Origin of the sequence: Streptomyces sp. NPDC048255 (genome assembly GCF_040652415.1) — a bacterium.
Taxonomy (GTDB): domain Bacteria; phylum Actinomycetota; class Actinomycetes; order Streptomycetales; family Streptomycetaceae; genus Streptomyces.
In genome coordinates this window covers 22,982-45,061 of record NZ_JBEZMA010000045.1, presented here as the reverse complement: position 1 = coordinate 45,061, position 22,080 = coordinate 22,982, and the positions used below count along the sequence as shown (strand labels likewise).

The window sequence follows — 22,080 nt, the reverse complement described above, 5'->3', positions numbered from 1 at the left end:
GACGGGACGGGGAGAGCCGGGTGCCACGACCCCCGTACGCGACACGCCGCACGGCGCTCCCCGCCCGTGTCGGTTCGGCCGATCCGGGGCCTGAACTCGCTGGTCGTTCCCGGCCGAACGCTCAGAAGTAGACAGCGCGAACAGCGGGACGAGGCAGTCACCGATCACTCAGAAACGGCTTCGCCACCACCTGTGGACGACGGTGCTTTCCCACCGGGCCACCCCGCTGAGCTGTAGTGATCCATGTTCCACACACGACGTGGTGTGAGAGGGTGGCGATCATGCGGCTACGCGAACTCCTGGACATCGACGAGCTGGGGCTGCGTCCGCTCGTGGGCGCGGACACCGGCGACGGCATGCTCGATCGAGCCATAGCCGCTGTCCCGACCATCGACCGGGCCGACCCCGGCCGCTTCCTCACCGGCGGCGAACTCGTCCTCACCGGGCTCGCCTGGTGGCACGAGGACGGAGACGCCGAGGCCTTCGTACGCGTCCTCGTCCGGGCGGGTGTCACGGCCCTCGCCGCCGGCGAGGTCGAACACGGACTCGTCCCGGACGACCTCGTGCGCGCCTGCCGCCGCCACGGCCTCCCCCTCCTCGCCGTGCGACCGGAAACCTCGTTCTCCGCGATCACCGAACACGTCCTGCGCCGCCTGCACGGCCTGCACCGCCAGAACGGCGTCGGCAGCCTTGCCGCCGTGGTCGAACGCCATCGGATGCTCCTCGCCGACCGGAGCTCCGCGGACCTGGTGCTGGATCTCCTTCGGGAGAACCTCGGCGTCGACGTACGCGTCCTGTCCGCGACCGGCCGTCAGATATCCGGGGCCCAGCCCCCGCTGCGCGCCAGGACGGCGGCGGCATTGGCCGCGAGGTACCTGGCCGCGCGCCGTGCGCGGCAGGCGGCCCCCCACGTGGTGAGGATCGGAGACCGGCCCTACTCCCTCGCACCGGTAAGCGACGTACGCGCCGTGCACGACCTACACGACGTACGCGACGCCATCGGGCGGGGGCCGCATGCCGAAGAGCTGGGCGACTGGCTGGTCGTCATCGAGGCCGACACGTCGTACTGGCCCGGACCGGATGCGGAACTCCTCGACCGGCTCGTCGAACTGGTCACCGACGCGCGATCCGCGCACGAGCAGTCGAAGGCCGCGCTCCGCGACCTGGCCGGCCGCGCCCTCGAATTGCTGCACAGCACCGTCCCGGCCGAGGAGATACCCGTCCGGCTGCGCAGCACCGCGCAGTCCATCGTCAGCGGACAGCTGACCTGGCCGCGCGAACAGTTCGTGATCGCCTCGGGAGAGTGGCACGAGGGCCGCCCCGTCCCCGCCGCGGCCCTGCGCGTACTCCTGGAGGAGGCCCTGCTCCAACCGGACGGCCCGGTGCGGGTGTCGCCGCAGGACATCGCCGGCACCGTCGACGGCGAACAGGCCGTCCTCCTCGTCCTGGTGCCCGAGCCCACGCCCGGCCTTCCCGACCCCTCCCTCGACTGCGCCGCCCTCCAGCGCCGGCTCTCGGCGGCGCTCGCGCGGTGGCTCGGCCCGACGGACCGCGTCTGCGTCGGCATCAGCGTTCCGGTGGACGAACCCGGGAACGCCCGCCGCGCACTCGAAGAAGCCCGCAATGCCCTACGGATCGCCCGGGCCGGCCCCGAACGGGTGACCGTACGAGGCCCGGACGACCTCACCACGCACATCCTGTCCCTGCTCCCCCTCATCCCGGCCGACACCCGGCGGGCCTTCGCCGACCGCCTCCTCGGCCCCCTGCGCGATCACGACAGACGCCACCGGACGGACCTCCTGACCACGCTCCGCACCTTCCTCGACTGCGACGCGTCCTGGACCGCCTGCGCCGCGCGACTCCACCTGCACACCAACTCCCTGCGCCACCGCGTCACCCGCATCGAACAGCTCACCGGCCGCGACCTGTCCCGCCTCGAAACCAGACTGGACTTCCTGGCGGCGCTGAGATCCGGCTGAACGGAAATCCGTGGCGACACCGGCTCCCCCCACCCCGCCCGGACACCGGGCTCGGGCTCTACGCCACAGACGCGGAAGCGGGCCAAATCAGCCGTACCGGGTCTGCTGCTCGCAGGGTGCTGCGTAGGCTGCCGGGGCTGTAGTGCGGCTGTCCACCGGGGGGATCTAGTGGTCGAGTTATGGCATTGGATCGAGCGCAATTCGACGGGGCTGAGCTTGCTGGTGCCGTTTCTGGCGATCGGTGGCGGGCTGCTGGGCAATTGGCTCGGCGCGAAGGTGCAGGCTGGTGGAGGCCTGGCGCAGGCGAGTGCGGCGCGGGAGGCTGCGCGGATCACGGCTGAGGCGTCCCGGCTGGCGGCGTTGAGGGATGAGCGGCGGTTGGCGATCGCGGAGTTCGTCCGGGCGGTCCGGGTGCTCTTCATGCTCACGGGAGAGATGTACCGCCGCGGCGCGGAGGACGAGGCAGCGGCGGCGCACACGGCTCTGGCCCAGGCCTATGCCGCGCTTGAGCTGTCCGCGCCGTGGAGTCTCGTCGAATTGGCGGTGGAGGTGCAGGATGCCGCGGCGGAGGCCTACTTCACGGCGCTCGGGAGGGCGCCTGCCGTCAGGGCGATGGCTCTGGTCACCCAGGGCGCCTTCGACAGGGGTGCGCCCAGGAGCGCCGCGTACGCCGCGGTGGTGGCGGTCCACGAGGCCCGAAGGCGGCAGAGCGTGGACGTGGTGCCGCTGACCTTGGAGGCCGAGCGGATGCTGCGCGAGGGTGGGGTCCTGGACGAGGCGCAGATCCGTGCTGTGCTGTTCGAGCCGCCATCTGTGGGGATGGCGGCCCGGCAGCAGGAGGCGGACGCCCTCGGGGCGGCATTGATCGCCTTCGTACACGTGGCGAGAGAGTCGCTGGGGGCGAACCGGGAGGGCGGCGTGGAGTGGATCCCGGAGACCGGAGAGACCCGCCCTGCCCGAACATGAGTTGCTTATGACAGACGAGTACGCCACTCCCCTGCCCGAGGTGTACCAAGGTCCGGTGCCAGAGGCACACCCGCGCTGTTCTGCCAGTGGAGAACAGCGGCCCGACCCGGGCTCGACGAGCACTACCGTCCAGTCTCATGACGACGGTTACGACGGTTACGACGCGCACGGTCGAGTACCCGGCCGACGGCTTGACGATGATCGGGCACCTCGCGCTCCCGGCCGGTGTCGACCGCCGGCCCGCGGTCCTGATCGGGCCCGAGGGGCCGGGGCTGAACGACTTCCAGCGCCGCCGGGCCGACGCCCTGGCCGAGCTGGGGTACGTGGCGCTGGCCTTCGACATCAACGGCGGGCGCTGGTTCACCGACCCCGAGGAGATGCTGGCGCACGTGACGCCGCTGCTCGCCGACCCCGACCGGATGCGGGGCATCGGCCACGCGGCGCTCGACGTGCTGCGCGCCGAACCGCGGACCGACCCCGACCGGATCGCCGCCGTCGGCTACGGCACCGGGGGCGCAATCGTGCTGGAACTCGGGCGCGCCGGCGTCAACCTGCGCGCGGTCGGGACGGTCAACGCGCTGACCACGGGCCGACCGGGCGAGGCGGCGCGCATTCGCTGCCCCGTATGGGCCGGAGTCGGGTCGGAGGACCCGATCATGCCGCCCGCACAACGAGACGCGTTCACCGCCGAGATGCAGGCCGCGGGCGTCGACTGGCGCCTCGCGGTCTACGGCGGCGCCTTGCACGCCTTCCACCACCCGCCAGTCGAGCAGACCGTGCTCCCCGGCATCGGCTACCACCCACGGCACGCGCAGCGAGCCTGGCGCGACGTCGTCGACCTGCTCGCCGAGTGCCTGCCCGTGACGGAGTGATCTGACGATCTCGTGCATGGCTGGCGTGACGGTGGCCGGCGGGGTCGTTGAAGAGCGCTTTGTCCCGGCAGGGTTGTTCGGTAACCCGGGCGTGACGTCGGACGGCGCGGCTGGTGGTCAGCAACGACGGCGAGGAGCTGCTGGAGCTGACCGTGGAGCCCTGGGCGGACATCCAGGGTCAAGCGATCTACGCGAACGACTACGGGGGCGGGTGCCCCGCGCAGAACCCGGCCACCTGAAAGAGCCTTTGACCTGGTGGATCAGGGTTCACGGTGCTTCGAGACTCGCCGGCGAGCTCGCGGTGCTGCGTTGCCACGTCCTCAGGCGTCGCGCCAGTTCGGTGTGGTTTCGCCGGTGAGCCTGCGGCTCATCTGGTCCGCCGGAGCAAGCCTGCGGAACACAACCGCCAAGCGCACCGCGTCAGACTCCGACGAGTCGAGATGCAGGCAGCCACCTCACCGTCCGCCTGGGAGCCCGGGTCAGCGCGCGCGTACGCCGTCGATGGCGATCGCAAGCAGGAGGTCCGCCTCGGCCGGGCCGTCGATGTCCTGCTCGGTGGCCAGCGCGATGGCGCCGACGAGTTTCAGCAGCTGGGTGATGGTGATCTCGGGGCGCACGGCGTCCGCCGCTCGGGCGCGCGCAAGGAGGGCGTCTCCGGCATTGGTGATCAGGTCGTGGCAGGTCTCGCCCAGTGTCGGGTCCGCGTCCCGCATCAGGGACGCCCCCAGTCCCCGGTTGGCCACGGCGTGTGCGCCGACGGCGCGCAGCCAGGTGGACAGTGCCTGGCCCGGGTCGGGTTCGGCGAGCAGCTCGCCGGCCTTCGTGCACAGGGCTTCCACCCGGTCCCTGAAGACCGCCTCCAGGAGTGCCTGACGGGAGGGGAAGTGGCGGTGCAGGGTGGCCGAGCCGACTCCGGCGCGACGGGCGACCTCCTCCAAGGAGGCGTCGGCGCCGTGCTCGGCGATCAGGGCCCCGGCGGCGGCCACGATCTTTTCGGCGTTGCGGCGGGCGTCGGCGCGCATCGTCCGGCGCGGCGGGGCGGCGTCCTTGGGCACGGGCACTCCTGACGGCTTGAAAACTGGGGTGGCCCTCCATATCGTAGCGAACGAGAAACGGAGGGCCACCCCACTTACTGGGGTGGCCCCCCTTCCGCATGGACGCGATGGAGAAGAACATGAAGCTGACGCACAAGTCCGTCGTGGTGGCGGGAGCGACCGGCCTTCAGGGCCGGGCCGTGACGCATCACCTGCTCCGGGACGGCTGGCAGGTGCGCGCACTGACGCGCGACCCGCACGGAGCGCAGGCCACCGCACTGGCGCAGGCCGGGGCGCAGGTCGTACGGGCGCAGATGGAGGACGTCGGCTCCCTGACCGCCGCGGCGGAGGGCGCCTGGGGCCTGTTCAGCGTCCAGCCCACCGTCGGCTCGCCCGGCACCGCGCCGGACTTCAGCGCCGAGGACGAGGTGCGCTGGGGTGTGAACGTCGCCGAGGCTGCGCAAGCCGCCGGCATCGGGCACTTCGTCTTCACCTCGGTCGCCGAAGCGGACCGGCACCTCGAGGAGAAGCTGCCGGTGAACCTGGTAAGCAAGTGGCGGATCGAGCAGCACATCGCCGCGCTCGGTCTGCCCGCGACGATCCTCAGGCCGGTGTCCTTCATGGAGAACTTCACCGGCGGATACGCGCTGCGGAACGGGAACCTGTGCACCGGGCTCGCGCCGGAGGTCCCGCAGCAGATCATGGCCGTCGACGATGTCGGCGCCGTGGCCGCGCTGGCGTTCTCCCGGCCGGAGGAGTGGATCGGCCGGGAGGTGTCCCTTGCGGGGGACGAACTCACGCCGGTGCAGATCGCCGCGGCCATCGGGAAGGCGCTCGGCATACCGCTGCCCTATCTTCAGGTCCCGATCGACGCGATCCGGGCCCTGAGCGAAGACTTCGCCTACGCCAACGAATGGCTGAACGCAGACGGCTATCGCGCCGACATTCCCGCCACCCGGAAGATCCACCCCGCCGCGATGGACTTCGGCACCTGGCTGGAGCGAACCGGTGCGTCGCAGATCGCCGCGTTCCTCGACTCCACTCGCACCGCAGAGCAGGACGCGTGAGCGCCCGTACCCACGGCCTCGGACGCATCGGGATCTGGGCGGGGGACTTCGACCGTCTCTCCGCACCTGTGGTCCGCAAGGCCGCCGCCGTGATCGAGGACCTCGGCTACGGCACCTTGTGGTTCCCCGAGATCACGGGACGGGAGGCCATGGCGCAGGCCGCGATCCTCCTGTCGGTCACCCGGCACATGACCGTGGCCGCGGGCATGACCGACATCTACGCCCGCGACCCGGTCACGGCCGCCTCCGCGCAGCGCACCCTGGAGGAGGCGTTCCCCGGACGGTTCCTGCTCGGCCTCTGGGACAGCCACCCCAGCCTGGCCGAGGACATCCGCGGCCACCGTTTCGGCCCGCCCCTGGCCACCATGCGGTCCTACCTCGACGCGCTGGACACCGCCCCGTTCGGGCCTCCCGCCACGGCTGCCTCACCGCACCGCGTACTCGCCGCCCTGGATCCCGACATGCTCGCCCTTGCCGCCGGACGCGCCCGGGGCGCAACGGTGCTGGGCATGCCCGCCGAGTACACCCGCACCGCCAGGGCCGTCCTCGGAGACGACGGCCTGTTGGCCGTCACCCAGATGTGCGTGCTCACCCACGACCGCGCCGACACCGTCGACCTGGCCCGCACCACGGCCGCGGCCGCCCTGCCGAACCGCCGCGAACTGCTGCGGGGACTTGGACACGAGAGGCCGGAGGCGCTCAACGACCGGCTGGTCGACGCGCTGGTGGCCCACGGCAGCGCCGAGGACATCGCCCACCGCGTCCAAGAGCACTTCGATGCGGGAGCCGACCACGTCAGCCTCCACCTCATGACCGCCACACCCGACTCCCCGTCCGTACGGCAGTGGGAGCAACTCGCCATGCACCTCCCCGTCTGACCGGGCATACCCCCTGGGTCTCAGGGGTCACTCCCCCGGCCGGGGGAGGGAGATCGTGCCAGCGGCCGACGCCACCCCGCCGCGGTCGATGCGACGTTCAGAACATGACCAGTACTGAACGGACGATGAAGGCGCTCTGGAGCGCCTGGTGGCAGCGGTGGCCGCGCTGGGTGGCCTGGGCAACCATGCTGTGGGCGGTGCTGTATGCCGGCTTCGGCCTGGCGTGCGCGCTGAGCGAGACCTCCTTGCTCTACCACGGCAGTGGCTCAGGGGCCTCCGGGCTGGGTTGGGCGGTCGTGGTGCTCGGTGCGCTGGGGGCGTCGGTCAGCGGAGCGGTGGTGCTGTGCGGGCTGCGGCCACCACTACGGGTGCTGCTCTGGGTGGTCTGTGGGCTTGCAGGGATCACCGCGTTCAGCCTGCTGATGGATGTGATCACCCTGATGGTCGGTCAGGGAGTGGACAGTCTGGTGTCTGCTGCGAACAAGGCCCTCGCGGCGGTCGGGGCGGTCCTGCTCGCGGCCACGGCCCGGTCCGACCGCCGGCCCGCCGGTGCCGCCGGTGCCGTACGCGCGCCGTCCGCTGCACCACAGATCATCCAACTCGCCGCCTGGGCAGGGACGCTGGCCTTTGTCCCGTACGCGGCGATGAAGCTGGTCTGGGCGTCCGGCGGCACGTTCGCGGGGATCACCGGTGAGGAGGTGCTCGCGGTCTCGGAGCGCAACGGCGCCTCGGGGATCTTCCTCACGCTGGTGTCCTGGGGCCTGGACCCCACCGCGCTGCTGGCCGCGCTCGGCGTCTTCCTGCTCTGGGGCCTGGTCCGCCCGTGGGGGCAGGTCTTCCCGCGCTGGACGCTGTTCCTGCGCGGCCGACGGGTGCCGCGCTGGCTCCCGCTCGCCCCGGCCCTGCTCGGCGCCGCCACGCTCGCCCCGTACGGCGTTGTGGGGGTCGGATACTTGGTCCTGGTGACGGCCGGTGCAGTGACGATGCGGCGCGGCGACTTCCCCTCTTCGGGCGACGCGGTGCTGGTCGGCTGGATCGGGATGGTCGCCTTCGCCGTTTACGGCATCGCCCTGACCGTCGCGGCTCGCTCGTACTGGCTTCGGACGCGTCCAGCCTGCCGGACGATCGTCAGCACAGAGTGACCGTCTGCGGCCAGTTGGACATCCGCCGACTGGCCGCCCGTGGGGGATTCAACTGGCCACCGACAGACCAGCCAAGCCTCATGACCTGTTTGGCAGGTGCCGCAGGGCGAAGACGCCGAGTGCGGCGTGGAGCATGCCCGCGATGACGGCGGCGATGTGCAGACCGGTGACGAAGGCTGACTTCGCATCGCCGATGGCCTCGGCCGTGAGGCCGGGGACCTGCAGTGTTTCGTTGAGGGTACCGGCGACGTCGGGTCCCTGGAGCCGGTAGACCAGGGCGGCCAGCGAGCCGAGGAGCGCGATGCCGAGCGCGTTGCCGATCTCGTTGCTGGTCTCGGCGATTGCTGCCGCAGACCCGGCGCGTTCTGCGGGAACTGCGGCCACGACGGTATCGGCGACAACGCTGAAGGAGATGCCGTAGCCGAGGCCGGCGACGACGGTGGAAGCCACGTACCAGCCGATGCCGCTGGAGACGCTGGTGACCAGCAGCAGGAGCAGACCCGCGGCGATGAAGAAGTGGCAGCTGATGAACGCTGCCCGTGTGCCGGTACGCGCGACCAGTGCCGGTGTGGCGATGCAGGTGACGGTGAGTACGGCCGCGCCCGGGAGCGCGACGAGAGCCGCGTCCAGGACCGTCAGTCCAAGGACGGACTGGAGGTAGATGCCGCCGAGGTACGCCGTGGCCGACCATGCGGCCAGAGGCAGAAGCCCGGTGACGGCCGCGATCGTGAACACCCGGTCGCGGAAGAGGCTGAAGTCGATCAGCGGGTGCTCCAGGCGGAGTTGCCGCCGGGCGAACCACCCCAGGGTGACGATGCCGACGATCCCCGTGGCCACAGGGATCGCGGTCAGCCCCTCCGCAGCAGCCTGCTTGATCGCGTAGACGGTCAGCAGGATGCCTGCGGCCGAGAGCACCACGCTCAGGAGGTCGATACGGCCGGTCCTTGTGGCGCGTACCTCGCGGAGCAGGAACGGGGCCAGGACCAAGAAGAGCACGACGACGGGGAGATTGATCAGGAAGACCGACCCCCACCAGAAGGTGCTCAGAAGTTGTCCGCCGACGACCGGGCCGATCGCGAAGCCGGCGGCAAAGGTGGCTGCGAAGATTCCGATCGCTTTCGCCCGCCGTCGCGGGTCGGTGAAGAGTCCGCTGAGTACCGCCAATGCCGACGGCAGCAGCGTGGCACCGGCCACACCCATCAGCGCCCGGAAGGCGATCAGCAGTTCCGGCCCAGGGGCGAACGCCGCTCCCGTCGAGGCCGCGCCGAATACCGCCGTGCCGGTCATCAGAAGCTTCAGCCGCCCGTACCGGTCGCCGATGTTCCCGAAGGCGACGAGCAGGGACCCGACGGCGAATCCGTAGGCGTCCAGGATCCACAGCGCCTGATCGGCAGTCGGCGACAGCGCCTCGGAGATCTCGGACGTCGCCAGAAACAGGACCGAGCCATCCATCGCGACCAGCAGTACCGGGCCGAGTACCACCAGCAGGCCGAGCCACGCCCGCAGGCCGGGTGAGTGAGAAACACACTGTGCATTCATGCCTCCGACGGTGCGATGCCGTCCGCCCGGCAACCACCCCCGCGTCATGGGTACACCTCGCAGGGACACCCGGACACGGACCGCGGCGCCTACGCTCGGGGTCATGGAACTGGAGAGCCTCGGGGCCTATCTCAAGACACGCCGTCACCGGGTCACGCCTGCCGACGTCGGACTGCGCACCTACGGCACCGCCCGACGGGTACCGGGCCTGCGCCGCGAGGAACTCGCCCAGCTCGCCGGCGTGAGCGCCGGCTACTACACGCGACTGGAGCAAGGCCAAGCCGGTACTGCTTCCCGACAGGTCCTCGATGCGCTGGCCAAGGTGCTCCAGCTCGATCCCGCCGAGACGGCACACCTGCACAACCTCGCCGGTCAGCCGACCACATCACACCTGGTCCGCCCCCGCCCGGAAAGGCCGCATCAACGGGTGCTCTCGCTCCTGGCATCCCTGGGAGACAGCACGCCGGCCGTCGTGCTCGGCCGCCGCGGCGACGTGCTGGCCTGGAACCGCACCGGACATGCCCTCGTCGCGGAGCACGTCGACTTCCAGGCGCCCCACGATCCCGCGCGACGGCCGTCCGTCCCCCGGATGTTCTTCCTCGACCCCCTCACCCAAGACCTTCACCGGAACTGGGATGAACTCGCCCGAATCCACGTGGCCTACCTGCGGCTCACCGCAGGCCGGTATCCCACCGACGCCCGGTTGGCGGAACTGATCGGCGAACTCGCCATGCGCAGCCGGGACTTCGCCCATCTGTGGGCCAAGGGCGACGTCGCAGACTGCACCGTGGGCACCATGCACCTGCGGCACCCGACCGTCGGTGACCTCGACATCGACTATCAAGTGTGGCTCCAGCCCGAGAGTCCCGACCACCGGCTGGAGGTCTACACACCCAACGACCCCGCCTCGGCCGACGCGCTGCGCCTGTTGTCCGGCCAAGTCGCCGATCAGCAGAAACCCGAAGCCGCAACCGCGGCCACCGGGGCACCGGGGCACCGGTGCCCCGGGCCGTGCAACGACATCGACAGCCTGAACCCGAGCAACACGTGGTCTAGGTCAGGGCGGTGATGACCTCGCGTGCCGCGCGTTCGCCTTCGGTGGCGCCGCCTTCCATGAAGCCCTGGAAGTCGTAGCTGCAGTGCTCGCCGCCGATGTGGACGTTGCCCTGGGCGGTGCCTTCGTAGCGGGCGTAGCGGTGGAGGTAGCCGGTTGGCCAGTACGAGTAGGCGCCGAGGGAGTAGGGGTTGCGGTGCCAGGCCGAGATTTGGGCACGTCCGTTCCAGGCGTTCTTGGTGCCGGGGAAGAACGCGTCGATGCCGGTGAGCATCCGGGTGGCGAGGGTGCGTACGTAGGGGTCGGTCTCGGTGGCGAAGGGGGTCGCGGGAGTGAGCGCGCCGGCCAGGGTGCCTCCCCCGTACTGGAGCAGGATGCCGCCGTTGCCGGGCTGGACCTTGGTGGTGTCCCAGGTCTGCTGGACGTCGGAGTCGGTGAAGCAGTCGCCGGCGGAGACGCCGGGCCAGGGGCCGGTGCCGCGCCAGGGCCGGCTGGTGAACTGCATGTTGAGCTTGGTGCAGTAGCCCATGCGGGCATCGCGCAGGAGGTTCTTCATCAGCGGGTCGAATCCGGCTGCGGTGAGGTCGATGCGCCGGAGAACGGGCAACGGCAGGCACAGGATGGTGTGGTCGGCGGTGGTGGTGCGGGTGGTGCCGGACTCGTTGAAGGTGAGGGTTTGGGTTCCGTCGGAGTTGGCGCGGACGGCGGTGAGTTCGCGTCCCATCAGCAGGGAGCCGGTGGGCAGGGTCCGTGCGATGGCGTGGGGAAGTTGGTCGTTGCCGCCGATGATGTGGTAGCGCTCGTTGGACAGGCCCCAGACGTTGAAGTGGCCGGGGTTGGGCTGGTAGCCCATGAGCAGGACCAGGGCGAGGGCGGACTGGTCGACGGTCTCGGCACCGTATTCGACGTTGTAGGCGACGTCGATGAACTGGCCAAGACGTGAGGTGTGGCCGCCGGGGACGCGGGTCTCGATCCACTCGTACAGGGACATGTTGTCCAGGGCGGTGCCGGTGGGGGTGGTGGTGTTCCAGGTGACCTCCCCCGCGTCCTGGAGGTCGCGGCGCAGGGCCTGGTAGACGGCCTTGAAGTCTTCGTCGGCCTGGGCGCGGGGGTAGTAGGCGCCGTCGAACCAGAGGACTTCCTCGGCCCCGTTCGGTCCGCCGCCGAGGAAGTCCTCGGTGGGCAGGTTGAAGCGGCGGCACAGTTCGAGGATCTTCTTGTGGCTGGTGTCGATCAGCTCGCCGCCGATCTCGGAGGTCTGGCCGTAGGCCCAGTGGTCGCGCTGGGTCCACATGCGGCCGCCGACGCGTGTGGGGTCGGCCTCGTAGACGGTGCAGGCGATGCCCGCGTCCCTGAGGGTGAGGGCTGCGGTCAGGCCGGCGATGCCCGCGCCGACGACGGCGACGCGGGGGTTGCCCGCCGGCGGCTTGTTGCCGTCCGGTCCCGGTGCGGTTTCGGCCCGGGCGGGCGCGGTGGCGGCGGCGCCCGCCAGGGCGGTGCCGAGGCCGAGGGCCGCGGCGCGCTCCAGCAGGGCGCGGCGGCTCAGGCCCCGTACGTCGGCGGCGGGCATGGACAGTCGGCGGGCGGCGGCGTGCTCGGCGGCGAGGTGCCTCAGTGCGTGCATGACGGAGGTTCGGGCCATGGTGGGTGGCTCCCGGGGTATCAGACGTTCGCGGCGGACGGGGAGGCGGTCTCGGTGCTGGGGGCGGTGCGTTCGGTGGCGTCTTCCAGGACGATCCGGCCGATGACCTCGTAGCGCTCGGGTGCTCTGAGCTTGAGGTAGAGGCCGAGGGCCAGGCCACCGAGGAATACGGCGGCGACGATCCAGGGGATGAGGGTGAAGACGAGGGAGTCGGCGGCCAGTCCGGCCGCGGTCTTCATGTTGACGACCAGCAGGACCACGACGGCGCCCATCGCGATCCCGCCGAGCAGGGGGGCGGTGAACGTCTTGAACCAGTGCCGGTCCTCGGGGTGGTTCTTCCGGAAGTAGCCGATCACGGCGAAGGAGCAGAGGGTCTGGACGATGAGGATGGCCATGGTGCCGAGGATCGCGAGCAGGGTGTAGAGGTGGACGTAGGGGTCCTGGCCGGTGAGCCAGAACGCGGCGACGAGGGCGATGGCGATGGCGCTTTGCACGAGGGAGGCGATGTACGGGGACCCGTGCCGGGTGTGGGTGCGTCCGAGGGCGGGGTGGAGGAAGCCTTCGCGGCCGATCGCGTAGAGGTAGCGGGCGGCGCACTGGTGGAAGGCCATGCCGCAGGCGAAGGACCCGGTCAGCAGGAGCCACTGGAAGGAGTCGACCGCCCAGGAGCCGATGAACTGCTGCGTGGGTGCGAAGAAGAGGTCCAGGGGGCTGGCGGAGGCGGACAGTTCGACGGACTTGGACAGGCCGTTGCCGGCGATGGTCATCCAGGAGACGTAGATGTAGAAGAGGCCGACGCCGACGACCGAGATCAGGGTGGCCTTCGGGATCACCCGCTTGGGGTCGCGGGATTCCTCGCCGTACATGGCGGTCGATTCGAATCCGACCCAGGACCAGAAGGCGAAGAAGAGACCGAGGCCGGCGGAGGTGCCGGTGAAGGCGTTCATCGGGTTGACCGGTTCCATCGGGATGCCTTCCGGCCCGCCGCCGGCGAACAGCACCGCGGTCGCGACGGCGAACAGGACGGCCACCTCCCCGACCAGCATCACGCCGAGTGCCTTGGCCGTGAGGTTGATGTCGAAGTGCGCCAGGACGGCGGTGACGCAGAGCATCGCGGCCGCGTACAGGATCCAGGGGAGGTCGACGCCGAGCTGGTCGTGCACGGTCGTCTTGGCGAAGTACGAGAAGACGCCGACGATCGAGGCCTCGAAGACGATGTAGGCGAGGACGGCGAGCATCCCGGAGGCCATCCCCGCGATCCGGCCCAGGCCATGGGAGATGTATCCGTAGAACGCTCCGGCCGCCGTGATCCGCTTGGCCATGGCGACGTAGCCGACGGCGAAGACCGTCAGGACGAGGGTGGCGAAGAGATACCCGGCCGGGGCCCCGATGCCGTTGCCGAAACCGACGGCGATCGGCAGGTTGCCGGTCATCGCGGTGATCGGCGCGGCGGTGGCAACGGCCATGAACACCACCCCGACCAGACCGACCGAGTTCGCCTTGAGCCGGTGGACTTCACCGCTGGGACTGTGGGACATGGACGTCCTCTCAACGCTGGCGGCAGGTAGCCGATGGGAAGGCGGCCACTCTCGCCCTGCGTGACCCAGGCCACAATCGACAGAAGGGCCTCCAATCAGCCTGCGCGGACGACGAGTTGTCGAGCCGCCAGACGGGAAGACCGAATGCGTAACCGCCCGGTGATGTTCACGGAACCGAGGAGAGGCTAGGCCTGCACCCCGGGGCCCCCACACGTCTTCTCTCGGGCGGGCGCGCCGGACTCCGTCCCCGTGCAGCCGAGCACCCCGTCCGGAGCGCCGACCGCCTTGCCCCGGTGCCGCCGTCACCAGCAGAAACGTATTTGCGGCGGGTCGCGCTCCCCGGTCATACTCCCGTGTCCCTACCTGCTTCGATCACTCCTTCATCGGGGGCTCCCACCGTGGAAGTCGCACGCATCGTCGTCATCGGGCTCGCCATCACCGTGGCGGTCATCTTCTACCGCCGCACCAACGGCGATGCTCCGGGCCGGGGTTCGTCCCGGGCCGCCCAGAAGTTGGGACTTCTTCCGCAGTCCCGGCAGAACACCGGACGGGCGGCGCCCGCCCCCGAGCTGGAGTCGGCGGTGGCCGCGGCCGCCCGGGGCAACTGGGAGCCGGCCGCGCGGTTGATGGCTGAGACCAGGGAACGAGGCGACTGGGCACGCCGCTCCTCCTACGCCGCCGCCTTCGGCTCCCATCGAGCAGCCGTCCCCGACAGCTGGCTGCACACGTGGGAGGCCGCGGTCGGTCCGGACGACGCCGACGTCGCGCTGGTGCGGGCGAAGGCGATGGTCAACCTGGCCTGGCACAAGCGCGGCGGCGGCTGGGCGAAGCACACCAGCTCCGAGCAGTTCGCCGGATTCCACGCCACCCTGGCCCGGGTACCGCAGGAGAACGCACGCGCGGCCGAGCTGAACCCGGACGACCCCACACCCCACATCAACGAGATATGGGCGGCACTGGGCCTCGGCTATCCCGAAGAGGACATGCACGGGATCTGGAAGGAGATCACCACCCGCGACCCGTACCACTACGGCGCGCACTACGCGGCGCTCCAGTTCTGGTGCGCAAAATGGCGCGGCTCGGAAGAGCGCGCCATGTCCTTCGCCCAGGGGGCGGCAGCCGGCGCACCGCTCGGCAGCCTGCTCACCGCGCTGCCCCTGATCGCCTGGTACGAGCACCGTGACACGGACGCGACTACCGCCGACTTTCAGTCACCCCATCTGATCTCCCTGGTGGACGCCGCCCTGGCGGACGTTGCCGCGGCCCCCGCGAACCATCCGAACACCGCCGAGGTGCGCCACCTGCTGGCCTACTTCCTGACCCGCCAGAAGCGGTACGACGCGGCACTGGCACAGTTCCGCCTGGTCGACGGATACGTGGACGCCCTCCCATGGAGGTACCGGACTGACGCGGCGGCGGTGTACTGCCACTGGCGCGACCTCGCGGCACACCGGGCCCACCGACGCTGAGCCGGCCGGCCCGTGGCAGCCCGTCAGGTGCGGCGCGGTGCCGGCCGCTGCTCGGAGGGTTGCGCTGCCGTACGGCGGGGCAGCAGCAGCGGGGTCGCCAGCAGGAGCACGCCGGCCAGGCCGATAGCCGTACGCGGGCCGAGCAGGAGGCCCAGCACACCCCAGAGTGCCGTCAGGAACGCGGTCGAGGCCTTGGTTGTCACCGCCCAGGCAGACAGCGTTCTGGCGACCCGGTCGGTCGGGGTGCGCTCGAGGCGGTAGGTGGCGTAGACGGGGTTGAAGACCCCGCAGCAGAAGATGAGTCCGAGCTCGACGCCCATCACCAGCAACAGCCCTGCGGTGCCCGGCCCGAGGAAGGCCAGGCCGGCGGGCCAGAGCGCGCGCAGCACTCCGGCCACGACCAGGACCTGGCGCTGCCCGAACCGGGTGACGAGGGGTCGGGCCAGCCGCGAACCGAGCAGTCCGCCGATCGAGGGCACGGCGAAGGCGAGGCCGTATTGCCACGGTGCGAACCCGAGTGGGCCGAGCATCAGGACGGCCAGGAGCGGCTGGGTGGCCATGACCAGGCCGTTGAACAGGACGGTGTTGAAGAACAGCGGACGCAGCGTCACGTCGGCGAGGATGTACCGCCAGCCGTCGAACAGGTCCCCGGCCCGCATACGCGCGGCCTCCCGGCGCTCGGGCGGCGGCTCGTGCCCGCCCATCGCGCGGATGCCCAAGGCCGAAAGCAGATAGCTGACCGCGTCGGCCACCACCGTCGCCACCGGGCCGAGGAGTCCGATCGCCACCCCGCCGAGCGGCGGTCCGATGACCGTGGTCGTCCAGGTCGTGGACTCGAACCGGGCGTTGGCGACGAGCAGGTCCTCGGCCGGCAGCAGCGTCTTCAGGTACGCGCCGGAGGCAGCGCGGAAGGTGATGTCGGCCGCCGCGACGACGACCGAGACGAGCAGGAGCTGAAGAAGGGTGAGCACGCCGAGTGCGAACGCGGCGGGGATCGTCAGCAGCGCCGCGAACCGCACCAGGTCCATCGTGAGCAGCACCGCCCGCTTGCGGCGGAACTCCACCCACGGACCGAGCGGCACCGCGACGGCCGCGCCCACCAAGGCCCCCACGGAGGCGAGCGCCGCGACCTCGGCCGGTCCGGCGTGGAGCACCTGGATGGCGATCAGCGGGAACGCGCCGAAGGCGAGCCACGTGCCGAGCGCGCTGGCTCCGTACGCTCCCCAGAGCCACCCGAACCGCCGCCCCAGCCGGCGCCCGTACGGATGTCCGTACGAATGCCCGGACAGATGTCCGTGCAGATGTCCCCGCCGGCGCCCGCTCCTCATGCCCGACGCCCCCCGCCACTCACCCCGCACAACCGATCCGCGATCGGAAGCATCAAAGCGAGCGCCTTACCCAGGGGTCAAACAACCGCAGGACCATCTGGCCACAACCCGTGGTTGTACCCCTAGGGTGTCGGTATGGACCTCGACACCGTCCGGACCTTCGTCGCCGCCGCCGGCGCGGGGCAGTTCCAGCAGGCCGCCGCCGAGCTGGCGGTCACCCAGCAGGCCGTCTCCAAGCGCATCGCCGCGCTGGAGCGCGATCTCGGCGTGCGGCTGTTCACCCGCACCGCGCGCGGCGCCGAGCTCACCATCGACGGGCAGGCGTTCCTGCCCCACGCGCGCGAGCTGCTGCGCGTCGCCGAGCGCGCGGTGGCGTCCGTGCGCCCCGGCCGCCGTCCGCTGCGCGTCGACGTGATCGCCTCGCGCGTCGCGCCGTCCGGCCTGATGCGCGGCTTCCACCGCGCACACCCCGAGATCGACCTCGACGTGGTGATGCTGTTCGACATCGAGACGGCCGTCGCCGCTATCCGGTCCGGTGCCATCGACGCATCCTTCCGCGCCGTCGCCGTGCCGGGCCGGCCCCTTCCCGAGGACATCGAGTCCGTCCGGGTGCTCGACGAGCCGCTCCAACTCCTCGTCGGCCCCGCCCACGCGCTGGCGGGCGCCCGGTCGGTGCACCTCGCTCAGCTCGCCGGGCACCGGATCTGGATGCCCGGCATCGTCCCCGGCACCGAGTGGGCGGCCTACTACGACGACCTCGTCGCCGAGTTCGGCCTCACCATCGAGGCGACCGGCCCCAACTTCGGCTCCGACGCGCTCCTCGACACCATCGCCGACACCCCGGCCCTGGCCACCTTCATGGGCGAGCAGACCCGCCTCGTCTGGCCCGCCGACCACGGCCTGCGCCGCATCCCGGTGACCGGCCCGACGCCCGTCTACCCGCACTCGCTCCTCTGGCACCGCGACAACCCCCACCCGGCACTGGCCACCCTCCGCGCCCACCTCGCCGCCACAGCGGCCGGCCACGACGCCCCCGGGACCTGGACGCCGGGCTGGGTGATTCCGCGCTGAACGCCGCCAGGTGTTCGAGCATCGCGGCCGGGGCGAGAATCCTCCCACCCGCGCGTGGTGCGGGCCGCTCACTGGAGCTCCGTGTCTCAGGGCTCACGCAGGCGTACGGCGAGGGCGGCGATGTCGTCGTCAAGGCGTCCTCTGGTGTAGCGGAGGAGGTCGCCGTGAAGAGCCGCGAGCAGTTCGCGGGGCGGTGTCGGGGGCTGTCGACGCATCCAAGCCGCCAGCGGGAAGAACTCGCCGTCGCGGGCTCGGGCCTCGGCGATCCCGTCGGTATAGAGGAGCAGCAGGTCGCCGGGGGCGAAGTCGAAGGTGTCGGTGGTGTAGTGATCGCCGATGAGCTCCGCGAGGCTGAGCAGTGGTGAGGGGGTGGCGGGCTCGAGGACACGGAGTTCCCTGCGGTTCATGAGCAGCGGCGGGGGGTGTCCGCAGTTGAGGATGCCGATACGTCTACCCTCGTGCGGGATCTCCACGAGAAGGGCGGTGGCGAAGCGCTCCATCGGCCCGTCTGGGGGAAAAGCGGCGTTGTAACGGGTGCTGCTGGCGTCCAGCCTGCGTGCGACGTCGACCAGGTCGGTCTCGCCGTAGGCCGCCTCCCGGAAGGCGTTGACGATCGCCGCGGCCGCCCCCACTGCCGGCAGGCCCTTGCCCCGCACGTCACCGATGAGCAGCCTGACCCCGTACGGCGTGTCGACCACCTCGTAGAAGTCCCCGCCGATGCGGGCCTCCGCCGCGGCCGCGAGGTACAGCGACTCGATCTCGATGTTCCCGAAGCGGCGTGGCATGGGGCTCAGCACCACCTGTTGCGCCGCGTCGGCCACGAGCCGCACCTGGAAGAGGGTGCGCTCCCGCTGGAGCCGGACATGGCTTCCGTACGCGGCGGCCACGGTGACCGCGATGATCCCCGCGGCGGTCCACCAGGTTCCCAGGTCGGGGAAGACCAGGCTGAGGCCGATCATCAGAAGGAGGCAGACCGTCCCGAGCAGGACGGTGGGGAGGACCGGCCACATGGCGGCGGCCAGGGCCGGCGCCGCGGGCAGGAGGCGGCTGAAGGCCATTTCCGGCGGAGTGGCGTAGGCGAGGCTGGCGATCACGATGGTCAGAATGACCGGCGACAGCCGTACAAGCCTCCCCCGGCCGTTGCGCCGACGGAGCCTCGGCCGTCCAGACTCGATCACATTTTCCACAATATCTGGGCAATGAGGGCATAGCGCTCTGACGAACAGGGTCGACCGCCCTGCTCCCGCCCCCTGCGGCAGACCTCAGCCCGCCACCTGGGCTCCGAGCCAGACCCGGGCCCTGCGCCCGGTGGCCTGCCGACTGCACCATCTGGTGGGTCGGGACGACACCGGGCATCAGCTGTCGGCGTACTGGGCGGCGTACTCCTCGCTGGGCGGGACGACGGTGATGACGTCGATCAGCACACCGTCGGGCGCAGCGACGATGAAGTGGCGCTGGCCGAAATCCTCCGTACGCAGTGGCAGCACTTCGGGCAGCCCGGCCGCCGTCACGAGGCGCTGGTGCTCGGCGTCCACGTCGTCCACCTCGAAGTTCAGCAGCAAGCCGCCCCGGAGTGCGACCCGGTGGCCCTCGGGGACGGTCGGGTGGGCGTGGTCCAGGAGGGCCAGCTCGTACTGCGGGGCGTCGGGGCGGCGCAGGCTGACGTACCAGTCCGCCTCGAAGGTCACCTCGAACCCGAGGTGGCGGGTGTAGAAGTCGCGGGAGGCCGCCACGTCCCGGGTGGCGAGCACCGGGTAGAAGCCGCCGAGCTTGGTCGTGGGCACGGTCGTGAGTTCGTTCGTCATGACAGAGGTCCTTCAGCTCCATTTCACATACCCCGGGTATGCGAACCGTGGAGTTAGCATACCCCCGGTATGCGAAACGGAAAGGGCGGTGCGCGCGATGGCGGTCAACCGGGCGGAGCAGCGGGCGGCCACGCGGCAGGCGCTGCTGGCCGAAGGGCGGCGCAGGTTCGCCGTCGACGGGTACCACCACGTGGTACTGACCGAGGTGGCGCGGGCTGCCGGGGTCACCAAGGGTGCCGCCTACCACCACTTCGACAGCAAAGCGGGGCTCTTCCGGGCCGTCGTCTCCGAGGTCCAGCAGGAACTGGGCGAGCGGGTCGCGACCGCAGCCGAGCGGTACGAGGACCTCTGGGAGCAGTTCCGGGCCGGCTGCCGCGCCTTCCTGGCCGCGGGGACCGACCCGGCGGTGCGACAGATCCTGCTGGTCGACGCACCGACCGTGCTGGGCTGGGACGAGTGGCGGGCCCTGGACGAGGAGTCCTCCGCCCGGCACCTCGCGGAGGCCCTGACGGCGCTCGCCGCAGCCGGGATCATCGCCGATCAGCCGGTGGAGCCCCTGGCCCGGCTGCTCTCGGGGGCGATGAACGAGACCGCGCTCTGGATCGCGCGAGGCGGAGACCCGCAGGACGCGGAGCAGGCGCTCGACCGGCTCCTGGCGGGGCTGCGCACCCCGGCCTGACCTCTCACGCAGACACTCAGCGCCTTTCGAGCAGGCGCAGAGAAGTCACGCCCCCACGTGCCGGTACGGCGTCGGCGCCAGCCCCTTTTGCCAGGAGTGCCGCGCTCGGCTCCTGGAGTCGCAGCAAAAGCCTGTCCGCTCCGGAGCCTGACCTCACGGAGGCTTTCTGGTCGTGCGTGCGCAACGTCAGTGCCGTTTCGGTGGCCGTTCGCAAGCCGTAGCAACTCGCATGTGACGACTGCCGCCTGACCCGCGGACATGCGAAAGCCCCCACCGTTCGGTGAGGGCGTCGCGCTCGGCTGGACGGAAACGGACGGGAACGTTCAAGCGCTCTGTCGTCCGTGCCATCGAGTCAGGACACGAGGACTTCGGGGCCGCTGGTCCGCCGTTCCAGTTGTTCCTCACCTTGAATTGGTGCCGGAGAACATGGGCCCCGCGGGGTCCATGGCAGTGATGCGCGCCTCGGGGGAAGCGTCTTCGGCTTCCTTGCCGGGCGCCTTCGTAGACTGTTTGGGCTGGTCGGCCTTGTCAGCCTTTTGCGGGGCCTTCTTTTGCTTCTTCGCAGTCATGGCAGCGTCCAATCTCTGGCGGTTCCATCCAGCGTGGCACCACTGAGACCCGCAGGCATCCGTAGAGACACCGCACCGTACAGGTCCTGACCAGACCCGTGGGGGTGCGGAAGGGGTGCGGTGTAGGCGCGCACGCTTCCCGGCCATGACTCCGCCCGGGTTCGAAGCCGCAGCCGGGCCCTCATGGCTCTCGCCGACGGCGCCCCGCCGCGGCCCACCGCGTCCGAGCGGGCCTCACCTCCGCGACGCCGAAGTAGCGTTCCGGGGTCAGGAGCCGTCCGCGGCCTTCCGCAGCTCGTACCGCTTTCCGGAATCCGGGTGACCGACGTGCTGGTAGATCCCGGGCTTCCGGTCGGTGCCGCCGACGCTCCACACCGGCCAGGAACACCCCGGTACGCGGATGCGGACTTCCTGGGTCCAGACGTCCCGCCCGGGCTCGTACGACCAGGTGCCGGAGCCCGAACACCGCCGTGACGGGCCGCTGGGGTGGTCGTCGGGGTCGTGCTCGCCGACGCCCGAGGCCGTGACCCGGCCGTCCGGCGTGAAGACCAGCGTTCCGCTCGTCCGGTCGAGCCATGTGCCGGCCATGGTCGCCGGACCGATCGCCGGCGGCTCGTACGCGGGCAGCAGGCCGACGGTGAGCCCGAGTGCGCCGAGCAGGCCCGTTCCCGCCACCACCGCCGTGCCCCACAGGGCCACTTGCCGCACCAGTCCCGGGTGCCGGGGCCGGGCAACCAGGCCGCCCACCGCGAGCGCGGCCGTGGCCACCGCCCAGAAGACGAGCATCGGCCGCGCCTCCACGCGGTTGTACGACGCGATGGCCGCGATCGGCGGTGCCACCAGGACCGCCACCGTCAGCGGCACCCACCACCACGCCTCGCGGCCGCCGATCCGACGGCCGAGCAGGTCGGCCAGCGCCACCGCCGGCAGCACGAAGGCCAGGGACAGCAGGAACGCGATCACGCCGACGATCAGGCCGAAGGAGAACAGGCCCGCCACCAGGGCGGCGTGGTCGACCGGGGTGTCCGGCGGCGGCTGCGTCCCGACGTACAGGAGGACCACCACGACGGCGAGCGCGACCTCCAGGCAGCCCACCAGCACCGAGACCAGCAGCATCCGGCCGTACGACCGCTTCTGATGCACGGCCAACCCCCCTCGTGGCACGGCGAAATGAACGCCTCCGCGCGGTCGGCGGCGTGGATCCATTCTGCCAGCCGGGCTGAACGCGTTCAATTCATTCTTCGTACGCAGCCGGTCAGCCCATTGGCCGGTGCCCTCCGCCTTCGTGCGGCCGATGGCCACTTGCTGCCAGGCAGTTTCGAGCCACCCGGAACCTCTGGAACGGCCGCTGACCAGCGGACATGATCCTCTCAACGGCCTGCAGGGGCCGGGGAAACCGGGCGGTGCGACTGACTTCACACCCCTTGTTCACGCACCACTGCACGTCC

General features: G+C 70.9%; 20 protein-coding genes. 11 read left to right on the top strand and 9 right to left on the bottom strand.

Features of this window, described 5'->3' with window-relative positions; translation table 11 throughout:
- Positions 1-281 precede the first annotated feature (281 nt).
- The 4 genes from AB0D94_RS28045 (at position 282) to AB0D94_RS28030 (ending at position 4,056) form a co-directional block, all read left to right on the top strand.
- On the top strand, positions 282-1,979 hold the full coding sequence (locus AB0D94_RS28045) for a PucR family transcriptional regulator ligand-binding domain-containing protein (RefSeq protein ID WP_362056919.1): 1,698 nt from the start codon (positions 282-284) through the stop codon (positions 1,977-1,979).
- Positions 1,980-2,147: 168 nt separating this feature from the next.
- Entirely contained in the window at positions 2,148-2,945 is a 798-nt protein-coding gene (locus AB0D94_RS28040) for a hypothetical protein (RefSeq protein WP_362056916.1), read from the top strand.
- A gap of 137 nt (positions 2,946-3,082) precedes the next feature.
- Positions 3,083-3,817: a dienelactone hydrolase family protein gene (locus tag AB0D94_RS28035; RefSeq protein WP_362056913.1), complete on the top strand. Its 735-nt coding sequence runs from the start codon at positions 3,083-3,085 to the stop codon at positions 3,815-3,817.
- A 113-nt stretch (positions 3,818-3,930) separates the two neighbouring features.
- The gene (locus AB0D94_RS28030; protein WP_362056910.1) at positions 3,931-4,056 is read left to right on the top strand and encodes a hypothetical protein; all 126 of its coding nucleotides are present in this window, start codon (positions 3,931-3,933) and stop codon (positions 4,054-4,056) included.
- A gap of 240 nt (positions 4,057-4,296) precedes the next feature.
- Here the strand turns inward: AB0D94_RS28030 and AB0D94_RS28025 are convergent, their stop codons facing one another.
- Complete coding sequence (locus tag AB0D94_RS28025) at positions 4,297-4,872, bottom strand: helix-turn-helix domain-containing protein (RefSeq protein ID WP_362056908.1); 576 nt, start codon at positions 4,870-4,872, stop codon at positions 4,297-4,299.
- A gap of 119 nt (positions 4,873-4,991) precedes the next feature.
- Between AB0D94_RS28025 and AB0D94_RS28020 the strand changes: the two genes are divergently transcribed.
- From AB0D94_RS28020 to AB0D94_RS28010, 3 genes are all read left to right on the top strand, one after another.
- Positions 4,992-5,918 (top strand): NmrA/HSCARG family protein, encoded by a 927-nt coding sequence (locus tag AB0D94_RS28020; RefSeq protein ID WP_362056905.1) that lies wholly within the window; start codon positions 4,992-4,994, stop codon positions 5,916-5,918.
- Positions 5,915-6,796, top strand: coding sequence for a TIGR03620 family F420-dependent LLM class oxidoreductase (locus AB0D94_RS28015; protein ID WP_362056902.1), 882 nt, complete (start codon positions 5,915-5,917; stop codon positions 6,794-6,796). The genes AB0D94_RS28020 and AB0D94_RS28015 overlap by 4 nt, the downstream gene beginning before the upstream one ends.
- Before the next feature lie 104 nt (positions 6,797-6,900).
- On the top strand, positions 6,901-7,938 hold the full coding sequence (locus tag AB0D94_RS28010; protein WP_362056899.1) for a hypothetical protein: 1,038 nt from the start codon (positions 6,901-6,903) through the stop codon (positions 7,936-7,938).
- A 78-nt stretch (positions 7,939-8,016) separates the two neighbouring features.
- Here the strand turns inward: AB0D94_RS28010 and AB0D94_RS28005 are convergent, their stop codons facing one another.
- Positions 8,017-9,477 (bottom strand): MFS transporter, encoded by a 1,461-nt coding sequence (locus tag AB0D94_RS28005; protein ID WP_362056896.1) that lies wholly within the window; start codon positions 9,475-9,477, stop codon positions 8,017-8,019.
- Between the two features lie 103 nt (positions 9,478-9,580).
- On the opposite strand from AB0D94_RS28005, the gene AB0D94_RS28000 reads away from it, so the two are divergent.
- A complete protein-coding gene (locus AB0D94_RS28000; protein ID WP_362056893.1) occupies positions 9,581-10,546 on the top strand; it encodes a helix-turn-helix transcriptional regulator in 966 nt (321 codons plus the stop codon).
- Here the strand turns inward: AB0D94_RS28000 and AB0D94_RS27995 are convergent.
- Together AB0D94_RS27995 and AB0D94_RS27990 are read right to left on the bottom strand one after the other, a co-directional pair.
- Positions 10,530-12,173 (bottom strand): NAD(P)/FAD-dependent oxidoreductase, encoded by a 1,644-nt coding sequence (locus tag AB0D94_RS27995; protein ID WP_362056890.1) that lies wholly within the window; start codon positions 12,171-12,173, stop codon positions 10,530-10,532. The two genes, AB0D94_RS28000 and AB0D94_RS27995, sit on opposite strands and share 17 nt — an antisense overlap.
- Before the next feature lie 20 nt (positions 12,174-12,193).
- A complete protein-coding gene (locus AB0D94_RS27990) occupies positions 12,194-13,711 on the bottom strand; it encodes an APC family permease (protein ID WP_362056887.1) in 1,518 nt (505 codons plus the stop codon).
- A 398-nt stretch (positions 13,712-14,109) separates the two neighbouring features.
- Here AB0D94_RS27990 and AB0D94_RS27985 point away from each other — a divergent pair, with 398 nt between their 5' ends.
- Complete coding sequence (locus AB0D94_RS27985) at positions 14,110-15,180, top strand: hypothetical protein (protein WP_362056883.1); 1,071 nt, start codon at positions 14,110-14,112, stop codon at positions 15,178-15,180.
- 23 nt (positions 15,181-15,203) lie between these two features.
- Here the strand turns inward: AB0D94_RS27985 and AB0D94_RS27980 are convergent, their stop codons facing one another.
- Positions 15,204-16,508 (bottom strand): MFS transporter, encoded by a 1,305-nt coding sequence (locus AB0D94_RS27980; RefSeq protein WP_362056880.1) that lies wholly within the window; start codon positions 16,506-16,508, stop codon positions 15,204-15,206.
- 135 nt (positions 16,509-16,643) lie between these two features.
- On the opposite strand from AB0D94_RS27980, the gene AB0D94_RS27975 reads away from it, so the two are divergent.
- Complete coding sequence (locus AB0D94_RS27975; protein WP_362056877.1) at positions 16,644-17,579, top strand: LysR family transcriptional regulator; 936 nt, start codon at positions 16,644-16,646, stop codon at positions 17,577-17,579.
- An 86-nt stretch (positions 17,580-17,665) separates the two neighbouring features.
- Here AB0D94_RS27975 and AB0D94_RS27970 read toward each other — a convergent pair whose 3' ends face one another.
- Both AB0D94_RS27970 and AB0D94_RS27965 read right to left on the bottom strand, forming a co-directional pair.
- A complete protein-coding gene (locus AB0D94_RS27970; RefSeq protein WP_362056874.1) occupies positions 17,666-18,757 on the bottom strand; it encodes a PP2C family protein-serine/threonine phosphatase in 1,092 nt (363 codons plus the stop codon).
- Between the two features lie 177 nt (positions 18,758-18,934).
- Entirely contained in the window at positions 18,935-19,384 is a 450-nt protein-coding gene (locus AB0D94_RS27965; RefSeq protein ID WP_362056871.1) for a VOC family protein, read from the bottom strand.
- Between the two features lie 97 nt (positions 19,385-19,481).
- Here AB0D94_RS27965 and AB0D94_RS27960 point away from each other — a divergent pair, with 97 nt between their 5' ends.
- A complete protein-coding gene (locus AB0D94_RS27960; protein WP_362056963.1) occupies positions 19,482-20,063 on the top strand; it encodes a TetR family transcriptional regulator in 582 nt (193 codons plus the stop codon).
- A gap of 401 nt (positions 20,064-20,464) precedes the next feature.
- Here the strand turns inward: AB0D94_RS27960 and AB0D94_RS27955 are convergent, their stop codons facing one another.
- Together AB0D94_RS27955 and AB0D94_RS27950 are read right to left on the bottom strand one after the other, a co-directional pair.
- Positions 20,465-20,632, bottom strand: coding sequence for a hypothetical protein (locus tag AB0D94_RS27955; protein ID WP_362056868.1), 168 nt, complete (start codon positions 20,630-20,632; stop codon positions 20,465-20,467).
- Between the two features lie 267 nt (positions 20,633-20,899).
- On the bottom strand, positions 20,900-21,775 hold the full coding sequence (locus AB0D94_RS27950) for a hypothetical protein (RefSeq protein ID WP_362056865.1): 876 nt from the start codon (positions 21,773-21,775) through the stop codon (positions 20,900-20,902).
- Positions 21,776-22,080: the final 305 nt, after the last annotated feature.

Bases quoted from the DNA above. Each gene is read 5' to 3' on its own strand.
- AB0D94_RS27955 (WP_362056868.1), bottom strand. From the start codon at position 20,632: ATGACTGCGAAGAAGCAAAAGAAGGCCCCGCAAAAGGCTGACAAGGCC.
- AB0D94_RS27990 (WP_362056887.1), bottom strand. From the start codon at position 13,711: ATGTCCCACAGTCCCAGCGGTGAAGTCCACCGGCTCAAGGCGAACTCG.
- AB0D94_RS27995 (WP_362056890.1), bottom strand. From the start codon at position 12,173: ATGGCCCGAACCTCCGTCATGCACGCACTGAGGCACCTCGCCGCCGAG.
- AB0D94_RS27980 (WP_362056880.1), bottom strand. From the start codon at position 16,508: ATGAGGAGCGGGCGCCGGCGGGGACATCTGCACGGACATCTGTCCGGG.
- AB0D94_RS27965 (WP_362056871.1), bottom strand. From the start codon at position 19,384: ATGACGAACGAACTCACGACCGTGCCCACGACCAAGCTCGGCGGCTTC.
- AB0D94_RS28005 (WP_362056896.1), bottom strand. From the start codon at position 9,477: ATGAATGCACAGTGTGTTTCTCACTCACCCGGCCTGCGGGCGTGGCTC.
- AB0D94_RS28045 (WP_362056919.1), top strand. From the start codon at position 282: ATGCGGCTACGCGAACTCCTGGACATCGACGAGCTGGGGCTGCGTCCG.
- AB0D94_RS28035 (WP_362056913.1), top strand. From the start codon at position 3,083: ATGACGACGGTTACGACGGTTACGACGCGCACGGTCGAGTACCCGGCC.
- AB0D94_RS28000 (WP_362056893.1), top strand. From the start codon at position 9,581: ATGGAACTGGAGAGCCTCGGGGCCTATCTCAAGACACGCCGTCACCGG.
- AB0D94_RS27975 (WP_362056877.1), top strand. From the start codon at position 16,644: ATGGACCTCGACACCGTCCGGACCTTCGTCGCCGCCGCCGGCGCGGGG.
- AB0D94_RS27960 (WP_362056963.1), top strand. From the start codon at position 19,482: ATGGCGGTCAACCGGGCGGAGCAGCGGGCGGCCACGCGGCAGGCGCTG.
- AB0D94_RS28010 (WP_362056899.1), top strand. From the start codon at position 6,901: ATGACCAGTACTGAACGGACGATGAAGGCGCTCTGGAGCGCCTGGTGG.
- AB0D94_RS28020 (WP_362056905.1), top strand. From the start codon at position 4,992: ATGAAGCTGACGCACAAGTCCGTCGTGGTGGCGGGAGCGACCGGCCTT.